The 16,791-nt window shown below is 59.2% G+C and carries 16 protein-coding genes; 8 read left to right on the top strand and 8 right to left on the bottom strand.

The window, feature by feature from the left end:
- Positions 1-258 carry a hypothetical protein gene (locus tag NIT7645_RS16920; protein ID WP_008560279.1) on the bottom strand — a complete coding sequence of 86 codons (258 nt, stop codon included), beginning with the start codon at positions 256-258 and terminating at the stop codon, positions 1-3.
- A 99-nt stretch (positions 259-357) separates the two neighbouring features.
- On the opposite strand from NIT7645_RS16920, the gene NIT7645_RS16915 reads away from it, so the two are divergent.
- Entirely contained in the window at positions 358-705 is a 348-nt protein-coding gene (locus NIT7645_RS16915) for an SHOCT domain-containing protein (protein ID WP_008560226.1), read from the top strand.
- A gap of 66 nt (positions 706-771) precedes the next feature.
- On the opposite strand, the gene NIT7645_RS16910 is transcribed toward NIT7645_RS16915, so the two are convergent.
- From NIT7645_RS16910 to NIT7645_RS16900, 3 genes are all read right to left on the bottom strand, one after another.
- Positions 772-1,758, bottom strand: a complete 987-nt coding sequence (locus tag NIT7645_RS16910) for a branched-chain amino acid ABC transporter permease (protein WP_008561031.1) — start codon at positions 1,756-1,758, stop codon at positions 772-774.
- Between the two features lie 74 nt (positions 1,759-1,832).
- Entirely contained in the window at positions 1,833-2,642 is an 810-nt protein-coding gene (locus NIT7645_RS16905; protein ID WP_008559579.1) for an ABC transporter ATP-binding protein, read from the bottom strand.
- 97 nt (positions 2,643-2,739) lie between these two features.
- Entirely contained in the window at positions 2,740-4,683 is a 1,944-nt protein-coding gene (locus NIT7645_RS16900; protein WP_037302593.1) for an AMP-binding protein, read from the bottom strand.
- 268 nt (positions 4,684-4,951) lie between these two features.
- On the opposite strand from NIT7645_RS16900, the gene NIT7645_RS16895 reads away from it, so the two are divergent.
- From NIT7645_RS16895 to NIT7645_RS16865, 7 genes are all read left to right on the top strand, one after another.
- Positions 4,952-6,853, top strand: coding sequence for a hybrid sensor histidine kinase/response regulator (locus NIT7645_RS16895; RefSeq protein ID WP_037302999.1), 1,902 nt, complete (start codon positions 4,952-4,954; stop codon positions 6,851-6,853).
- Positions 6,850-7,554 (top strand): response regulator transcription factor, encoded by a 705-nt coding sequence (locus tag NIT7645_RS16890; protein WP_008559694.1) that lies wholly within the window; start codon positions 6,850-6,852, stop codon positions 7,552-7,554. The genes NIT7645_RS16895 and NIT7645_RS16890 overlap by 4 nt, the downstream gene beginning before the upstream one ends.
- Positions 7,555-7,623: 69 nt before the next feature.
- Positions 7,624-7,851 carry a WGR domain-containing protein gene (locus NIT7645_RS16885; RefSeq protein WP_050687612.1) on the top strand — a complete coding sequence of 76 codons (228 nt, stop codon included), beginning with the start codon at positions 7,624-7,626 and terminating at the stop codon, positions 7,849-7,851.
- Positions 7,852-8,067: 216 nt separating this feature from the next.
- Positions 8,068-8,718 (top strand): histidine phosphatase family protein, encoded by a 651-nt coding sequence (locus NIT7645_RS16880; protein WP_008561218.1) that lies wholly within the window; start codon positions 8,068-8,070, stop codon positions 8,716-8,718.
- A 44-nt stretch (positions 8,719-8,762) separates the two neighbouring features.
- Positions 8,763-9,377 carry a glutathione S-transferase family protein gene (locus tag NIT7645_RS16875; protein ID WP_008560959.1) on the top strand — a complete coding sequence of 205 codons (615 nt, stop codon included), beginning with the start codon at positions 8,763-8,765 and terminating at the stop codon, positions 9,375-9,377.
- A gap of 11 nt (positions 9,378-9,388) precedes the next feature.
- Positions 9,389-10,441 carry a saccharopine dehydrogenase gene (locus NIT7645_RS16870; RefSeq protein ID WP_008559066.1) on the top strand — a complete coding sequence of 351 codons (1,053 nt, stop codon included), beginning with the start codon at positions 9,389-9,391 and terminating at the stop codon, positions 10,439-10,441.
- A 59-nt stretch (positions 10,442-10,500) separates the two neighbouring features.
- Entirely contained in the window at positions 10,501-11,643 is a 1,143-nt protein-coding gene (locus NIT7645_RS16865; RefSeq protein ID WP_008561503.1) for a saccharopine dehydrogenase family protein, read from the top strand.
- 112 nt (positions 11,644-11,755) lie between these two features.
- On the opposite strand, the gene NIT7645_RS16860 is transcribed toward NIT7645_RS16865, so the two are convergent.
- The 4 genes from NIT7645_RS16860 to mutL all read right to left on the bottom strand — a co-directional run bounded on the left by NIT7645_RS16860 (position 11,756) and on the right by mutL (position 16,704).
- Complete coding sequence (locus NIT7645_RS16860; RefSeq protein ID WP_050687610.1) at positions 11,756-12,079, bottom strand: DUF3775 domain-containing protein; 324 nt, start codon at positions 12,077-12,079, stop codon at positions 11,756-11,758.
- Positions 12,080-12,181: 102 nt separating this feature from the next.
- Positions 12,182-13,483 (bottom strand): adenylate/guanylate cyclase domain-containing protein, encoded by a 1,302-nt coding sequence (locus NIT7645_RS16855; RefSeq protein WP_008558781.1) that lies wholly within the window; start codon positions 13,481-13,483, stop codon positions 12,182-12,184.
- Positions 13,483-14,742, bottom strand: coding sequence for a DNA recombination protein RmuC (locus tag NIT7645_RS16850; RefSeq protein ID WP_008561427.1), 1,260 nt, complete (start codon positions 14,740-14,742; stop codon positions 13,483-13,485). Before NIT7645_RS16850 ends, NIT7645_RS16855 begins: the two co-directional genes overlap by 1 nt.
- A gap of 12 nt (positions 14,743-14,754) precedes the next feature.
- A complete protein-coding gene (gene mutL, locus NIT7645_RS16845) occupies positions 14,755-16,704 on the bottom strand; it encodes a DNA mismatch repair endonuclease MutL (RefSeq protein ID WP_008562725.1) in 1,950 nt (649 codons plus the stop codon).
- Positions 16,705-16,791 lie beyond the last annotated feature (87 nt).

Raw genomic sequence — 16,791 nt, 5'->3', positions numbered from 1 at the left:
TCAGATGCTCCCTTTTTCCTGCGCGCGGTTTCTCTGCGCCGCGTCGAGTTGATTTGTCTTGCTTGCGTAGCCGGTCTGTTCGGCGGCGCGTGCCAGCCGCAGATAGGCCAGAATTCCGGTAATGAGACCTGCCGCAGCGAGCAGGGAAGCGGTCACCATCTGGGCTTCTGTAAACCCTGTTGCGGAGAGCGCGAGGTAGCCAAAGGCCCAAAAACCTGACCATGCGACCACATTGATGATGGCGACCAGCTTGATCATGGGGTCGCTCCGTTAACCAACGACTCAGATTTCCGGCTTTCGCCACAATTCATCCAGCTCTTTCTGCTAGTCTGTGTGCGGGAAAAGTGAGTGGGAACCATGAGTTCAATTTTACAGGAGATCCGGCGGCTGGAGTCCGCCCGGGATCGCGGAGAGCTATCCGCAGAGGAATTTGCCGCCGCCAAGGAGACGCTGCTTGGCTCGGTCGAAGATGCAACTGTGATCTCGCAGGAGCGCCCGCGACGACGGGCCCGGCCTTCGCCAGCTCCGGTCAGCCGCAACGCCCCTTCGGGGTTCTGGGGCATCGTCGCCATTGCCCTTGTCGCGGCCTTGGCGATGACAGTGCTGGTCGGGCAAATGATCGGCGACTTCACCATTGCGCTGACTTTGGTGATCAGCGTGCTGGCTGCCGTTCTGGTCGCTGCCTTCCGACGTTTGGAAGGCTGAGCACCCCGCAGACCCGCTACCTTGTGCGCGGCCCCGAAAGGGGATCGCGCATTTGGCATATGCAGATCAGACGCGTTCAATGATCTTCTCCCCGAACAGGCCCTGCGGACGGAACACCAGGAACAGAAGGGCCAGCACATAGGCAAACCAGTTCTCTGTCGCGCCACCAACCAATGGTCCGACCAGGAACTCGAACAGTTTTTCGCCAACACCGATGATCAGGCCGCCCACGATGGCACCCGGAATAGAGGTGAAGCCACCAAGCATCAGAACCGGCAGAGCCTTGAGCGCGATCAGCGAGAGTGAAAACTGCACGCCAGACTTGGTGCCCCACATGATGCCTGCAACCAGCGCAACAAAACCAGCAACAGACCAGACCAGAACCCAGATAAAGTTCAGCGAGATGCCGACCGACAAAGCGGCCTGGTGATCATCTGCCACCGCACGCATGGCGCGGCCCTGCTTGGTATATTGGGCAAAGGCAACCAGACCAGCCACCAGAAGCGCAGCAATGATGGTCGCGACAAGGTCGAGATTGTCGATGAAGAAGCCGTAGTCAAAGATCTCGAAGGTTCGTTCGTCGATCCACAGGTTGATACCCTGCGGCAGGCCAACGTCCAGCGTCTTGATTTCAGACCCCCACATAAGGTCGGCCACACCCTCAAGGAAATAGGCAAGACCAATCGTCGCCATAAAGAGAATGATCGGCTCCTGTCCAACCAGATGACGCATAACAAACTGCTGCACCATCCAGGCCAAAAGGACCATGACGCCAACCGTCAGCAAGATTGCGACGAACGATGGCACCGTCCAGCCGAAGTGGGTGATGTGGCCGCCAAAGATCGCGTTGATGAGATGCGAGAACGGAACTTGTCCGTTCATGATGCCCACCAGCGTCATGGCAGCAAACAGGGCCATCACACCCTGTGCGTAGTTAAAGATACCCGACGCTTTGTAGATCAGGACAAACCCAAGTGCGACGAGCGCATAAAGCACGCCGGCCATCAGACCGTTGAGCGTGACTTCCATCGCAAAAACCAGTTGTTCAGGCATCCCGCTCTCCTCCTGCAGATGCCACATCGGACATCGGCGCAATCATCTCGAAATTCATTGTCAAAATGGTCTGGTCAGTCATGGCTGACCCCCAGATAGGCGTCGATCACATCCTGGTTGTTGCGCACCTCGTCCGGGGTGCCGTCACCGATCTTTTTGCCGTAGTCCATGACAACCACGCGGTCGGACAAGTCCATGACCACACCCATGTCATGTTCGATCAGGGCGATGGTGGTGCCGAACTCATCGTTCACATCCAGGATAAAGCGGGACATGTCCTCTTTTTCCTCGACGTTCATGCCTGCCATCGGCTCATCCAGCAGCAACAGCTTTGGCTCTGCTGCCAGCGCGCGTGCCAGTTCGACCCGTTTCTTGAGACCATAAGGCAGACGGGCGACAGGAGTTTTGCGGATCGCCTGGATCTCCAGGAAGTCGATGATCCGCTCGACCACTTCGCGGTTTTCCGTCTCTTCGGCCTCGGCCTTGCCCCGCCAAAGCGCCTGCTGCATGAGATTGGTCTTCATGTAGTTGAGGCGACCGGTCATAACGTTGTCCAGAACGCTCATGCCGTCAAACAGCGCGATATTCTGGAAGGTCCGGGCGATACCCTGGCGCGCGACCTCATAGGGGCGCATGGGCGGCCGTTTGGCCCCACGGAACCAGACTTCTCCCTCCTGCGGAACATAAAAGCCGGAAATAACGTTCAGCATTGACGATTTACCAGCGCCGTTCGGGCCGATGATCGCGCGGATTTCGCCTTCGCGGATATCAAAAGAGATATCCTTGATCGCGACCACACCGCCAAACCGCAGGGTGATGTTTTTCATCTCCATGACGACGCCGCCAATGGTGCGCCCGTCCTCGGTGATATAGCCTTCTTCCATATCCTTCACGACACCGCGCCTTTCGCCTTGTTGATTGTTGTGCTCCGGCTCATGGCCAGGCCGTACCGCTTTGCCGCGGCTGTGTTGATGCGCTGTTTCATTCGGCGGCCACCGACTGGGGCCGCACAGGCACAACCTTGGCATCGATGATATCGAGCGTCGCACTGATCGACCCTTTGCGACCATCTTCGTAGGTCACTTCCGTGCGGGTAGAGATCTGCGAGGACCCGTCATAAAGGGCGTTGATGATATCGGAGTATTTGTCTTCAACGATCACACGACGCACCTTGCGGGTCCGGGTCATCTCTCCATCGTCGGCATCCAGTTCTTTGTGCAACACAACAAAGCGATGCACCTGACAGCCGGACAGCATCTGGTCTTCTGCGACGGAGGCATTGACCGTTTCGACGTGCTCTTTGATCGACTGCAGGACTTTGGGGTGGCCTGCCAGTTCCTGATAAGAGGCGTAGGCAATATTGTTGCGCTCGGCCCAATTGCCGACTGCGGTGAGGTCGATATTGATGAACGCAACGCAGCGATCACGGCCGTTGCCGAACAGAACAGCCTCCAAAATGTCCGGATAGAACTTCAGTTTGTTCTCGACATACTTCGGCGCAAACATGGCACCATCTGCCATCTGGCCCACGTCCTTGGCGCGGTCGATGATCCGCAAATGGCCGCTGCCCTCTTCAAAGAAACCAGCATCGCCTGTTGCCACCCACCCTTCAGGGTCTTTGGTCGAAGCCGTGGATTCCGGGTTGTTGTAGTATTCAACAAATGTACCGGGAGAGCGGTAGTGGATCTCTCTGCGCTCATCGATCTTGATTTCGACACCCGGCGCAGGAACGCCAACTGTGTCGGCACGCACTTCGCCATCAGGCTGAACAGTGATGAAAACCGTCGCTTCTGTCTGGCCGTACAACTGTTTGAGGTTAATGCCGAGAGAGCGGTAGAACTCGAAAATCTCAGGGCCAATGGCCTCGCCTGCGGTATAACCGACGCGGATGCGGCCGTAGCCCAACGTGTCCTTGAGCGGGCCATAGACCAGGATATCGCCCAGCTTGTACTTCAGGCGATCCATCATGCCGACGGGTTTGCCATCAAGGATCTTGCCACCAACCTTCTTGGCATGTTCAAGGAAGTGGTGGAACATCTTGCGCTTCAGGGCGCCCGCGTCTTCCATCCGGATCATGACGCTGGTCAGCTGGCCCTCGAAAACCCGCGGCGGAGCAAAGAAATAGGTCGGGCCGATCTCACGCAGATCGGTCATCATCGTGTCTGCGCTCTCTGGGCAGTTCACGCAGAACCCACACCAATACGCCTGGCCGACCGAAAAGATGAAATCCCCGACCCACGCCATCGGCAGATAGGACAGGATGTTCTCACCAACCGTCAGATTGTCAAAATCTGCCGAGTTCCTGGCGCTCTCGATCACGTTGCGGTTGGACAGAACAACCCCTTTGGGCTTGCCCGTTGTTCCAGAGGTGTAGAGCATCACGCAGGTGCTGTCATAGGTCAGCTTGGCCTTGCGTTCTTCGAGATCCGGGGTCCATTCGTCGCGGGCCGCACGGCCCTGATCCTGTACATGAGAATACTGGTGCAGCGTATGATGATCGTATTTCCGCATGCCGCGCGGATCGAGATAGATCACCTGTTCCAGGTTGCTCAGCTGATCCTGAACCTCGATCACCTTGTCGACCTGTTCCTGATCACCTGCGATGACGAAACGTGCGCCACAGTGGCCCAGCACATAGGCCATCTCTTCTGCCACCGCATCCTGATAGAGCGGGACAGGAACGGCGCCGACGGACTGCGCTGCCACCATAGCCCAATAAAGATAGGGCCGGTTGCGACCGATGATGGCGATAAAGTCACCCTCGTTGACCCCTAGGTTGATCAACCCAAGGGCAAGCGCATCAATCTCCTGCTTGACCTCGGACCAGGTCCAGCACTGCCAGATGCCGAATTCTTTTTCGCGATAGGCCTGGCGATCGCCAAATTGTGCCGCGTTGCGTTCAAGCAGCGCCGGCAGGGACAACATCCCTGCGGCACCCGACTGCGTCTGAGCCACGTTCTTTCTCCTCCCCTTTCCGGCCGATGCGGCCGGAGCGATCGCTAAGCGCGATTCTGATCCCGATTAGGGACGGCCTCATGCTATGGCGTCAACTTTTTCTTGATGTTTTCTCAAATCTTACGAATTGTAACAGGCTCTCGACTGCGTCATCTCGCCCAGCCCGACAACCGACACTGCGCCGCATTCTCCTTTGCCATCGGGGCATTGGATGGTAGCCATGCAGCGGGGAGACACGATGAACCGATCCGAAAAACACCGCGCTGCGATGACGACCGCTGGGCTCAACCTGATTGCCCAAGCCATGTCGATCTATGACAGCGATCTGCGCCTCGCGGCCTGCAACCGCAGGTTTCAGGAAATGTTCGACCTGCCAGATCACCTGATCACCCCCGGCGCCCGGTTCGATGAGACCATCCGCCATATCGCAACCAGCGGAGAATACGGCCCGGTTGATGATATCGAAGCCTTTGTGCAGCAGCGCGTCGATCAAGCGTTGGATTTTGTCCCACATTATCTGGAGCGGGAGCGTAGCAACGGCCAGGTCATTTCGATCGAGGGGGCTCCGCTACCGCAAGGGGGGTGGGTCACGGTCTATACTGACATCACACGCACAAAACGGATCGAACAGTTGCTACGCGCCCGCTCTGAAGAGATGTCGGATCAGCTGATCGCACACACAGAGGAACTGTCTGCAACCAACCGAAAACTGGCCGCTACGATCACGGCGCTGGAAGAGGCGAAGAACCAGCTGACCGAGATCGAAGCACGCACCCGACTGACCACCGAGATGATGCCTGCGCATATCGCTCACGTGGATGCAGACGGCTATTACACCTATACCAATCGGCGGCTCAGCTCGGTCTTTCCCAGCCGTCCTTCCGAAATCCTCGGGATGCACATCGCAGATGCACTCGGTGGGCCGGCCTATGACAAAATCGCTCCACATCTGATGGCGGCCTATCAGGGTGAAAGCCCGGTGTTCGAGTTCAACGAAGACCACGACAGCCGTCGCATTCGGGTGGCCTTTACTCCCGACAACATGGGCGGTGTCTTTATTCTATCGATGGATGTGACGGAAGAAACCCAGACACGGGTGGCGCTGCAGCAGGCGAGACGACGCGAAATGGCCGCTCAGATGACGAGCGGGCTGGCACATGATTTCTCCAACCTGTTGACGATCATTCTGGGGATGCAGGGCAAGCTGGCGAAATTCGACCTGCCTGCTGATGCCGATGAGCTTGTCCAGGCCACCCTATCAGCCGCGCGCCGCGGCGGACGGTTGCTGAACCGGATTGCAGAAATGACCGGCCATCGGAGCCTGCGGCCGCGCGCGACGGATCTGCACGGACTGCTGCAGGAGCTGCAGGTCCTGGCAACACCATCGCTGCCGCAAGGGGTTGGGCTGAGTATCGTGGACCACACGCCGGATGTCCGCCTGCTGCTTGATCCCGGCAAGCTGCAAGACGCGCTGTTGAACCTTATCCTGAACGCCCGCGATGCCTGTGGCAGCCAAGGACAGATTACCGTCAGTGCCCACGTGGTTGGTCAGACCTGGCTCGAACTCAGCATCAACGACACCGGCCCCGGGTTTTCCAAAACTGCGCTTGAAAAGGCGCTCAATCCCTTTTTCACCACCAAGGGCAGTGAAGGATCAGGGCTTGGGCTGCCGATGGTCTACGACATGGCCAAATCAACCGGGGGCGATATGCGACTTGGGAATACGGTATCAGGGGCCAGTGTGACCCTGCGCATTCCCTACAGGCTCGCTCCGGACGCGGATGGCGGTCTTGCCCTGCTGGTCGAGGACAGCGAAGAGCTGCGAGCGACGTTCCGCGACATGCTGATTGATCTTGGATATGCGGTCATAGAGGCCACCAGCGTTGATGAAGCCTGCGCGTTGACCGCAGACATCGAAGGCATCGCTTTGGTTCTGTCCGATATCAAGCTGCAGGGGGCGGCGACGGGGATTGACCTGGCGGACCGCTTGCAGGGAACCGGCCTGCCCTGCATTCTGATGACCTCCTTGCCGACCTCGGACGCGCTGTTTCGGCAGGCGCTGAAACGCTGTCCGGTTTTGCAAAAGCCCTTTACCACACACCAGCTGTCAGCGCTGATCAAATCGGAGCCCGCCGCATGAGCAGACCCCTGATCACAATTCTCGATGACGAGCCGGAAATCCGCCAAATCCTGACGGAGACGTTGGAAGAGGCCGGGTTTCGCACCCAGAGCTTTTCGCGGGCGCGCGAGTTTGAGGCCTCCCTCAATCGGGTCACTCCGGATGTCTGCCTTGTTGACCTGTCGCTGCCCGACACCGATGGCCTCGCTTTGGTGCACCGTCTTGCGTTGGAGCAAGGTGCAGCGGTCATCATCATATCAGGCCGGGCCCAGGTACAGGACCGTGTGACCGGATTGGAACTGGGAGCGGACGACTACATCACCAAACCCTTTGACCCCGCAGAGGTCGTCGCTCGCATTCGGGCACGTCTGCGGGGAGGGCCAAGAACCGTTGCAACAACGGGCAACACTGCCCAGTTCTCTGGTTGGACGGCGCATTTCGATCGCTACATCCTGGAGGATGACACCGGTGAGGAAACACCGTTTTCCCATGCCGAGGGCGAGGTGTTGCGCCTGTTTCTTGAAAGCCCGAAGCGGCTCATTTCGCGCGCGCAAATGCAAGAAAGCCTCGGCGGCGGCGCAGGGGAGAGCTTTGATCGGGCGATGGACGTACGCATTTCACGTCTGCGCACGAAACTGCGTGAAGATCCCAAAAATCCAAGGTTGATCAAAACGATCTACGGAGCTGGCTACATTTTTCTGGGTGATGTCAGCTGGCTTTGACCCTGCCAGGGACTGCGCCCGCCCCACTGCAGACTGGACGGCGCGAATCGGCCTCGATATGATTCGGGCATGGCCACATGTCTGCTCTACCGCCAAGCACCGGCGCGGGCTCCGCGCTATTATCGGATCGAACTTGCGATGAACCTCTTTGCAGAGGTCTCTGTCCTGCGCGAATGGGGCGTTGCCGGTCGGAATGGGCAGAGTACCATCAACATCTATGGCAACCTGCGCGATGTATCTGTTGCTGCAGACAAACACCGCAATCGCATGATCAAACGTGGCTATGACCGGGCCTGACCCACAACCGCGCTGCTGATCCTCGTCCTTGGTTGCAATCCAACAGAACTGTCATAGCTCTTGCTTGATCCGCCAGGCGGCAGGCAATGGCGCTGCATTTGCGCGCTATTCGCGCGACATCACAGTCAAATCACATATTGGATCCAAAACTTGCATCTGGCCCTTTCAACTGCAGCAAAGCTTGCTTAAGACTTCCCCGACGAAAAGGAACATCGCATGACGCATATCACCCTGGTCCGTCACGGACAGGCCAATACAGGTGCTCGGGATGAAACCAGCTATGACCGGCTGAGCGATCTGGGACATCAGCAGGCGCATTGGCTGGGTGAGCATCTGCGCGACACCGGTGCGTTCTATCCGCGGGCCTACTGCGGAACACTGCGCCGTCACCTGGAAACGGCACAGGCCATGGGGCTCACAGATGTTGTGCAGGATCCTCGTCTGAACGAGATGGAGTACTTTAATCTCGCCGCGGCAATGGAAACACAGCATGGCCTGCCGATCCCGGTGGAGCGGGAGGGGTTTGTCGCACACATGCCCAAGGTATTTGCCGCTTGGGAGGCAGACGAGATCGCCAACCCACCGGAAAGCTGGCGCGACTTTGCCAACCGCACCCAATCGGCACTAGAGGAAATTGCCGCTGGCGAGGGGCCCGCGATTGTGGTCACCTCTGGTGGGCTGATCGCCATGGCCATGCGCCAGACAATGGGGCTGGATAGCGGTGGCACGGCCCGCATGGCGCTTGCCATCATGAACAGTTCGCTACACCGTCTACATCCGATGGGCGGCCAGCTCAGCCCTGTTTTGTTCAACGCGGTGCCCCACCTGGAACACCCAGATCGCCAATTCGCACAAACGCATCTCTAGACATTCAGCGCAGGCCATAGGACCAGCCAAGGGAGGACCGACCAATGCAGCTTTACTTTGCGCCCAACACGATTTCAGTCGCCGTGGCGATCGCCCTCGAAGAAGCGGGACAGGACTACGAGCCGATCCACATCGATTTTGCGTCCAAGGAACAGACCGGCGCCGCCTATGCGCAAATCAACCCCAAGGGTCGTGTCCCAGCGTTGGTGGTGGATGGCGGCATCCTCACTGAGACCGGTGCCCTGCTGGAATATATCGCAGACATCAGCCCTGACGCAGCGCTGCGCCCACAAGATCCGGTGCTCTTGGCCCGCATGCGCGAAGTGATGTTCTATCTCGCCTCCACCATGCATGTGAACCACGCTCACAAGATGCGCGGTGCACGCTGGGCAAGCGAACGCTCTAGCTGGAAAGACATGCAGAAGATGGTCCCGCAAACCATGAGCGCCTCTTGCGACTACATTTCACAGTTCGGCCTGCGCGGGCCGTTCGTCTTGGGCGATGAGATTAGCCTGGCTGATTGCTATCTCTATGTGGTGTGCACGTGGCTGGAGGGCGACGGGGTAACCCTATCTGATTTCCCCAAGATTCAGGAATTCATGGCAGCGATGGAGGCGCGCGATTCCGTGCGCGCCGTGACTGCCAAAGGTATGCTTTGAAGGATAAGATGATGACGCATTTGTGGGTAAGGGCTGAGCAGCGCCCAAACGAAGAACGGGTTGGTCTCACCCCGGAGGGCGCAAAGGCGCTGATGGACGCGGGGATCAAAGTCACGGTCGAGGAAAGCTCTGTCCGGGCTATCCCATTGCAGGGTTACATCGACGCAGGATGCGACATCGCGGCAGAGAACTCATGGCCCACGGCACCAGCTGATGCGATCATCTTTGGCCTCAAGGAACTGCCCGAAGATGGAACTGCTTTGCCACATCGGCACATCATGTTCGGGCACGCCTTCAAGGGGCAGCACTCTGGCAAGGCACTGTTGGAACGCTTCAAGGCCGGTGGCGGCACCCTTTATGATCTTGAATATCTGGTGGACGAAACCGGCCGCCGTGTCGCGGCCTTTGGCTACTGGGCCGGATATGCAGGTGCAGCCGTCACCCTCAAAACCTGGGCCGCCCAACAGCGCGGGGAAATCTGTGGTCCGGTTGGCGTATATTCGGGCAAGGAGGCCCTGCTTGCGGATCTGGGCGCCGAACTGGATGCACTGAATATCGATCGCCCGACCAGCATCGTTATCGGTGCCTTGGGTCGCGTGGGCACCGGCGCCGCGGATCTTTGTGAGGCAATGGGCGTCAAAGTGACAAAGTGGGATATGGCTGAAACCGCAACAGGCGGCCCATTCCCCGAAATCCTTGACCATGACCTGTTCCTGAACTGCATTTTTGCCCGCCCCGGCACTCCGGTTTTCGTGCCACGCGACGCATTGACTGCAGACCGCAAGCTCAGCGCCATTGGCGATGTCGCCTGCGATCCGGACAGCGATTACAACCCGGTTCCCGTCTACGACCGGGCAACCAGCTGGGATGCCCCAGCCCTGCGCGTCGCTGACACACCCGTTCTGGACGTCATGGCCATCGACAACCTGCCATCCATGCTCCCTGTCGAAAGCTCAGAGGACTACGCAGCACAATTGCTGCCGTCCCTGCTGGCATTGGGAGATCTGGACGCAGGCGTCTGGGGGCGTGCGGACGCAACATTCAAAGAACACACCGCAGATTGAATGCGGAAACCCTTGGTGCGGTGCAAACCCGCAACCAATGACCAACAGGGAGACAAGTCATGACAATTCACTGGTGCGGCACTGGTCTGTCCGCGATTCCCGGCCTGCGACGCCTGCTGGACGCGGGTCACGACGTTGCCGTCTGGAACCGGACCCCGGAAAAGGCGCGCGAAGCCGTCGGGGATCTGACCAGCAACATTCACGCCTTCAGCATCGCAAATCTTGGCCAGATGCTCAGCCCCAAAGATGTGATTGTGTCGATGCTGCCAGGCGACTGGCACGTTGAGCTCGCGGAACTGGCCATCGCACATGGGGCACATTTCGTGTCGTCATCCTATATTGCCCCGGACATGCGAGCCCTGGACCAAAAGGCAAAAGACGCAGGCGTATGCCTGATCAACGAGGTCGGTCTCGACCCTGGCATTGACCATCTGATGGCTCATGCGCTGGTGGCGGACTACAAGGCATCCGACGCTTTCGACAGCGAGAATGAACTGAGCTTCATCTCTTACTGTGGCGGTATTCCGAAAACACCAAACCCCTTCCGGTACAAGTTCAGCTGGTCTCCCTTGGGGGTGCTCAAGGCGCTGCGCTCTCCGTCCAGATCCATCCGCGACTTCAAGGAGCTGGATGTGGCGCGCCCTTGGGATGCGATCTCCACTTACGAAGCCCCGCTGCCCACTGCAGAGAGCTTTGAAGTCTACCCCAACCGCGACTCCATCCCCTTCATGGCGCAATATGAATTTGAAACCGACTGGAAGGTGAAAGAGTTCGTCCGCGGAACCCTACGCCTGAACGGTTGGTCCGATGCTTGGGCAGACGTGTTCAAGGAGGTCGAGACATTGGAGGGCGAGGCTGGTGATGCCCGGCTCAAGGAAATGTCCGATCAGTTCTGGGCCGACAATGCCTATGACGAGGGAGAGCCCGATCGGGTCGTGCTTTGCGTGGGGCTGAAGGCCGAGAAAAACGGCAGCCCCGTCTGGCACAAGACCTATGTGATGGACGCCTGGGGGGACGCTCGCGGTACGGCGATGGCGCGCCTTGTGTCTTACCCTGTCTCCTTCGCGATCGAAGCCGCGATGAACAACAAGATCGCCCCCGGTGTTCACGCCGCTCCAAGCGATTTGCAGTTGGTGGACGCCTGGATGAGTGAAATCGGGAAGCTCGCGCAGCACCTTGAGGTGGTCGATCACATCAGCTGATGATCGCCAAGAGAACACGTCCAAGGGCACCCCGAAAAACGGGTGCCCTTTTCCTTGGCGCGACGGTATTGGCTCATGGCGATTGCAGGAAATAGAACAGACCGATGTGGCTCTAGCGGCCGATCACATCTTCCTCGGCGCCCTGAACATCCATGCCCAAAGCCTCCATCCCCGCTTCCAGATTATCCGCGAGATGCGGCGTGCCGATAAGGTAGTCCGCAGTGGGAGTGGTTGCTTCTTGGCGGGCCGTAGCCATCGCTTCTTGCAGATCGGAGGCATCGAAACTATCCCGACCGATCCACATGATTGCGACAAGCTCCGCCTGTTCGTCTTCTCCCATGCGGTCGATAAAGGCGCGCAGCTCCCCCTCCGCGCGCTCCAGTTCTCTGGCCATCAGCGCAACCTGGGCCACTTTTCTGGCACTGATCTCTAGCATGGCTTCGCTCCTTCTGTGTCCGCGCTGCTGCAGTCTATCACACTGCAGACGAAACCAGCTGTCCTTGATCTGAGGCAAAGACGATGTGCGGAAGGGGGCCTGTCACTCTTCCTTGGCGAAGATGTCCATGACGCCCGACCGCCCGCGCAAGGCCACCGGCGGCAACGCGCGCCAGCGTCCGCGCGCGGGCGCGATCCCTGCGGCCTCCAGCGTCTGAGCAGAGGCGATAATTGTCTCTGGAACGGTCTTGCTATGTTGTTCGAGCCGCGAGGCGATGTTTACCGCATCGCCGAAAACCGAATATTCGAGCCTGTTTTCACTGCCAACCACGCCAGCAAAAACCTCTCCGGCGTGAACGCCGATGCCCACCTCCACGGTGTCCTCCCCCGCCGCAAGACGCTGATCTGACCAAGCGTGGATCGATTTGCACAGTGTCGCGGCACAGGCAAGCGCGCGGGCCGCTCCATTGGGGGCCCCACGCTCCGCGGGCGCCTCCGCAAACAAGAGCATCGCCGCATCGCCCATGTATTTGTCAATCATGCCATCATGACGGGCCGCGCTGTTTTCTACGTGGCTGCGGAACGTGGTAATGAAATCCCCCACGTCCTGCGGATCACGGGTTTCGGACCATTGGGTAAAGCCCCGTATATCGACGAACAGCACCGCCATCGCTTGCCTCTGTCCGTGTTGCAGGCTGTCCAGCCCGCCGTCAGCCAATTGATCGGCAATTTGAGCAGGCAGATAGCGGGTCAGATTTGCGCGCTCTTCCGCAGAGCTGAGTGCTCGCTGAAACAGGCGCCGCATCCGCGCGGCGGCCAGCACCATGACAAGCCCGGCGAGCAGGATCATCGTCAGCTTCATCACATTTGGCGGCCCCGTCAGGAGCCCGGCAATACGGGCCGCCTGATCCCCTTCTGGCGCAGTTGGCAGCCAAAAAATCAGTGCTGTCAGCCCCCCGGTCAGCAGCAAGGTCGCATAAAGCTGCATACGTGGATGCATCCGCATCACACCAAACGCCATCACAACCGGCACCAACCAGGCGGGCGGCAACAACAACGCCATGTTTCCGTCAAAGCCCCCATTCAGGATGCTGAGACGCACATTCAGCAACATGAACAGCGCATCCGCCGTAACGGTCAGCCAGGCCATCCACGGCCTGAACCACCCCTGAGAGGTCGCGAGGAAACAGCCCGCGCCAAGGACGAAATAAGCGATCATTGTCAGCAGGGCAAAGAACAACTGACGATGAAGATACGGCGCAAGCGATCCCAGGTCGGTTCCGGAAATAGTCAGACCAAAGACAAGCAGCAGACCAGTGGCGACAGCCATGCGAAGAACTGAGACAAGGCGTTCAGCCGCAACCGTCGCATCCTGCAGCAGTGGGTTGAGGCCTGCCTCGCGCATTAGCTGTCGGACCGTCCCAATGGCACAACATTCACCGGATCCGCACCTTGTCCAATACCTGACGAGGGGGCGGCGATTTCCTCGAAATCGAAGTTGTCCAACCGCTGAGCGCGGCGCCCGGCCTTGTCGGCACTGATCTTGATTTCCGCGATATCCTTGGCAGCCATCCCGAAATGGCGGTCCAGATTGCCAACACGATCCCCCAACCGCTCCACATCTTTGTGCAGCAGGCCAAGTTCTGTTCGGATCGCGCCGGCCTGTTCGCGCATGCGTGCATCCTTCAAAATCGCACGCATGGTATTCAGCGTGGCCATGCAGGTGGTGGGCGACACGATCCAGACCTTGGCAGCGAAGCCCTCTCTCACCACGTCCGCAAAATTGGCGTGAAGTTCCGCATAGACCGCTTCCGACGGCAGAAACATCAATGCACCATCCGCGGTCTCGCCATCCAGAATGTACTTCTCGGCAATCGCCCGGATATGCGCACGCAAGGCGCCCTTGAGCTGACGCGCCGCACTCGCACGCTGCTCAGGTGTCTCTGCGTTGCGCAACGCATCGTAAGGTTCCAGCGGGAACTTGGAGTCGATGACAATCGGCCCCGGAGGATTGGGCAGGTGGATCAGGCAGTCAGCCCGCTTGCCGTTGCTCAGCGTATGCTGAAACGCATAGCTGTCCGCCGGCAGCGCCTTGGACACGATATCATTGAGCTGAATTTCACCAAACGCCCCGCGGGTCTGCTTGTTCGCGAGGATGTCCTGCAAACCTAGGACATCTCCGGACAATTTGGTGATGTTGTCCTGCGCCTTGTCAATCACGGCCAGGCGCTCTTGCAGCTGGGTCAGCGACGTCACCGTGCGTTTGGTCGACCCGTGCAGGCTTTCTTGCATCCGCTCCTGCATCTCTGCCAGCGCCCGTGCCTGTCGCAGCGCATTATCCGCGAGCCGATCATTCATGCGTTGCTGTACATCGCTCAGACGGCTTTCCATTGTCTGCAGGATCTGCAGCTGTGCATTCGCCTGCGTGTCCGACACGGCCTGCAGATTTCCCCGAAGCGCCTCCTGCCCCATCGACAGCTGCTGTGTCATCTGTCCCAGCACGCCAATCTGGTGGCCCAGCGGCTCAATCGCTCGTGCGGCCCGCGCAGAATTGCGCAGCGACAAGATCAGCAGAAGAAACAAAAGAAAGATCAGCCCGCCACCGCCAACGATCACAAGGGCCACCGCGTCCATGTTTGCGATTGCCATGTCCATGTTTTCCATATCCGGGATCTCTCAGGTGCGGCCGAACAAGCGTTCGATATCGGCAAGCTTCAGTTCGACGTATGTGGGCCGTCCGTGGTTGCATTGGCCGGAATGGGGTGTTGCCTCCATTTCTCGCAGGAGCGCGTTCATTTCCTCTCCCCGCATCCAGCGACCCGACCGGATAGAGCCATGGCAGGCAACGCGGCTCAGGATCGCTTCGATCTTGGCCTGCACCAGCTGGCTTTCCCCCTGATCGTCAAGTTCATCGAGGATATCGCGCACCATCGCCTCGGCGTTGACAGTCCCGAGAATGGCAGGTGTTTCCCGCACCGCCACCGCACCGCCCCCAAAGGCCTCAATACCCAGACCAAACTTCTGCAGTTCATCTGCAACTGACAGAAGACGGGCGCAGTCATTCTCGCTCAGCTCTACGATATCGGGGATCAAGAGCGCCTGCGCCGCAACCCCGTTTTCGGCCATCTGGCGTTTCAGCTTTTCATATACCAACCGCTCATGCGCCGCGTGTTGATCGACGATGACCATGCCGTCGCGGGTTTGCGCGATGATATAGTTTTCATGCACCTGCCCACGCGCCGCGCCCAGGGGCAGCTCTTCCGCTCTCTGCTCCGGTGGCTCGGGCTGGTCTTCCTGCACCGCCTGGCCCGCCATAGCGGGATGTGGTGGTGCGGGGGCATCGATGACCCGCCCACTATAAGCCGATGCAAATTCCGAGAAACCGGGCGCATTGTCGTCGCCTTGCGGCACAGGGGCTCCGTCCGCGCGGTAGGGGGCCTGTGCCGCATAGGACAGGCTGCGCGCGCCCATAGAGGGTCTGTCCATCTGATAAACACGCGGTGCACCAGTTGCTGTTGGCTGTTCGGGGCGCATCGCGCCCAGCGTCGCCCCGGCAACGGTGCTCGACGCGCGGTGTCCGGCCTCAGCCAGTGCATGCCGCAGGCTGGAGACAATCAGCCCTCGCGCAAGACCCGGATCGCGAAACCGAACTTCTGATTTGGCGGGGTGGACGTTCACGTCAACCAGTGTCGGATCACAGTCGATGAACAGCGCAGCGGCCGGATGGCGATCGCGGCTGAGAAAATCGAAATAGGCTGCACGCAACGCGCCGGTCAGCATCTTGTCCTTTACCGGGCGGGTGTTCACAAAAAGAAACTGCGCCACGGCGGCACCGCGCGAATAGGTCGGCAACGCCGCATAACCGTAAAGCCGGATGCCCTCGCGGCTGGCATCTATCTTGAGAGCATTTTCCGCAAACTCGCGTCCCAGAACAGCAGCCAAACGCCCGTGCAGAGCATCAAACAAATCCCCGCTCAGAGGATCCGCCCGAAAGGTCACTCTCCCGTCACCGCCGCCCGACACATCCCGCAGCGTAAAACCAACCGATGGCTCTGCCATCGCCAACCGCTTGATCACGTCACCAATCGCCTGACTTTCGGCCCGATCACTGCGCATGAACTTCAACCGCGCAGGCGTGGCGTAGAACAGATCGCGCAGCTCAACCACCGTGCCACCGCGCAAGGCAGCGGGCTTAACCGGCTCAAGCTTGCCACCGGACACTCGAATTTGTGCTGCATCATGACCCGCAGCCCGGCTGGTGATGGTCAGCCTGCCAACCGCGCCAAGGCTGGGCAGAGCCTCACCCCGAAATCCGAAGGTGTGGATATTCAGCAAATCCGAGCCATCAATCTTTGATGTGGCATGACGCGACAGGGCCAGCGGCAGATCATCCGGCGTCATGCCGCACCCGTCATCGGTTACGCGGATCAGGGTCTTGCCACCATCGGCGATATCGATCGTGATCCGCGTCGCCCCGGCGTCGATCGCGTTTTCGACCAGCTCCTTGACGGCAGAAGCTGGCCGTTCAACCACCTCGCCCGCTGCAATTCTATTGATTGCGCTGTCGTCAAGCTGCCGGATCACCGGTCGCAAGTTTTCGCTGATGTGGGGGTCTGCATGTGCCATGCCGCTAGATTTAGCACGCAGCGCCACGATTCTTCCAGCCGCATTCGGGACGCAGACAACCACGGTCAAGCGCCTGCACACCGCCTG

This window comes from Phaeobacter italicus (assembly GCF_001258055.1).
GTDB lineage: Bacteria > Pseudomonadota > Alphaproteobacteria > Rhodobacterales > Rhodobacteraceae > Phaeobacter > Phaeobacter italicus.
This window is presented reverse-complemented; position numbering and strand designations above follow the sequence as displayed.

Bases quoted from the DNA above. Each gene is read 5' to 3' on its own strand.
- NIT7645_RS16920 (WP_008560279.1), bottom strand. From the start codon at position 258: ATGATCAAGCTGGTCGCCATCATCAATGTGGTCGCATGGTCAGGTTTT.
- NIT7645_RS16915 (WP_008560226.1), top strand. From the start codon at position 358: ATGAGTTCAATTTTACAGGAGATCCGGCGGCTGGAGTCCGCCCGGGAT.
- NIT7645_RS16910 (WP_008561031.1), bottom strand. From the start codon at position 1,758: ATGCCTGAACAACTGGTTTTTGCGATGGAAGTCACGCTCAACGGTCTG.
- NIT7645_RS16905 (WP_008559579.1), bottom strand. From the start codon at position 2,642: ATGGAAGAAGGCTATATCACCGAGGACGGGCGCACCATTGGCGGCGTC.
- NIT7645_RS16900 (WP_037302593.1), bottom strand. From the start codon at position 4,683: ATGTTGTCCCTGCCGGCGCTGCTTGAACGCAACGCGGCACAATTTGGC.
- NIT7645_RS16895 (WP_037302999.1), top strand. From the start codon at position 4,952: ATGAACCGATCCGAAAAACACCGCGCTGCGATGACGACCGCTGGGCTC.
- NIT7645_RS16890 (WP_008559694.1), top strand. From the start codon at position 6,850: ATGAGCAGACCCCTGATCACAATTCTCGATGACGAGCCGGAAATCCGC.
- NIT7645_RS16885 (WP_050687612.1), top strand. From the start codon at position 7,624: ATGGCCACATGTCTGCTCTACCGCCAAGCACCGGCGCGGGCTCCGCGC.
- NIT7645_RS16880 (WP_008561218.1), top strand. From the start codon at position 8,068: ATGACGCATATCACCCTGGTCCGTCACGGACAGGCCAATACAGGTGCT.
- NIT7645_RS16875 (WP_008560959.1), top strand. From the start codon at position 8,763: ATGCAGCTTTACTTTGCGCCCAACACGATTTCAGTCGCCGTGGCGATC.
- NIT7645_RS16870 (WP_008559066.1), top strand. From the start codon at position 9,389: ATGACGCATTTGTGGGTAAGGGCTGAGCAGCGCCCAAACGAAGAACGG.
- NIT7645_RS16865 (WP_008561503.1), top strand. From the start codon at position 10,501: ATGACAATTCACTGGTGCGGCACTGGTCTGTCCGCGATTCCCGGCCTG.
- NIT7645_RS16860 (WP_050687610.1), bottom strand. From the start codon at position 12,079: ATGCTAGAGATCAGTGCCAGAAAAGTGGCCCAGGTTGCGCTGATGGCC.
- NIT7645_RS16855 (WP_008558781.1), bottom strand. From the start codon at position 13,483: ATGCGCGAGGCAGGCCTCAACCCACTGCTGCAGGATGCGACGGTTGCG.
- NIT7645_RS16850 (WP_008561427.1), bottom strand. From the start codon at position 14,742: ATGGAAAACATGGACATGGCAATCGCAAACATGGACGCGGTGGCCCTT.
- mutL (WP_008562725.1), bottom strand. From the start codon at position 16,704: ATGGCACATGCAGACCCCCACATCAGCGAAAACTTGCGACCGGTGATC.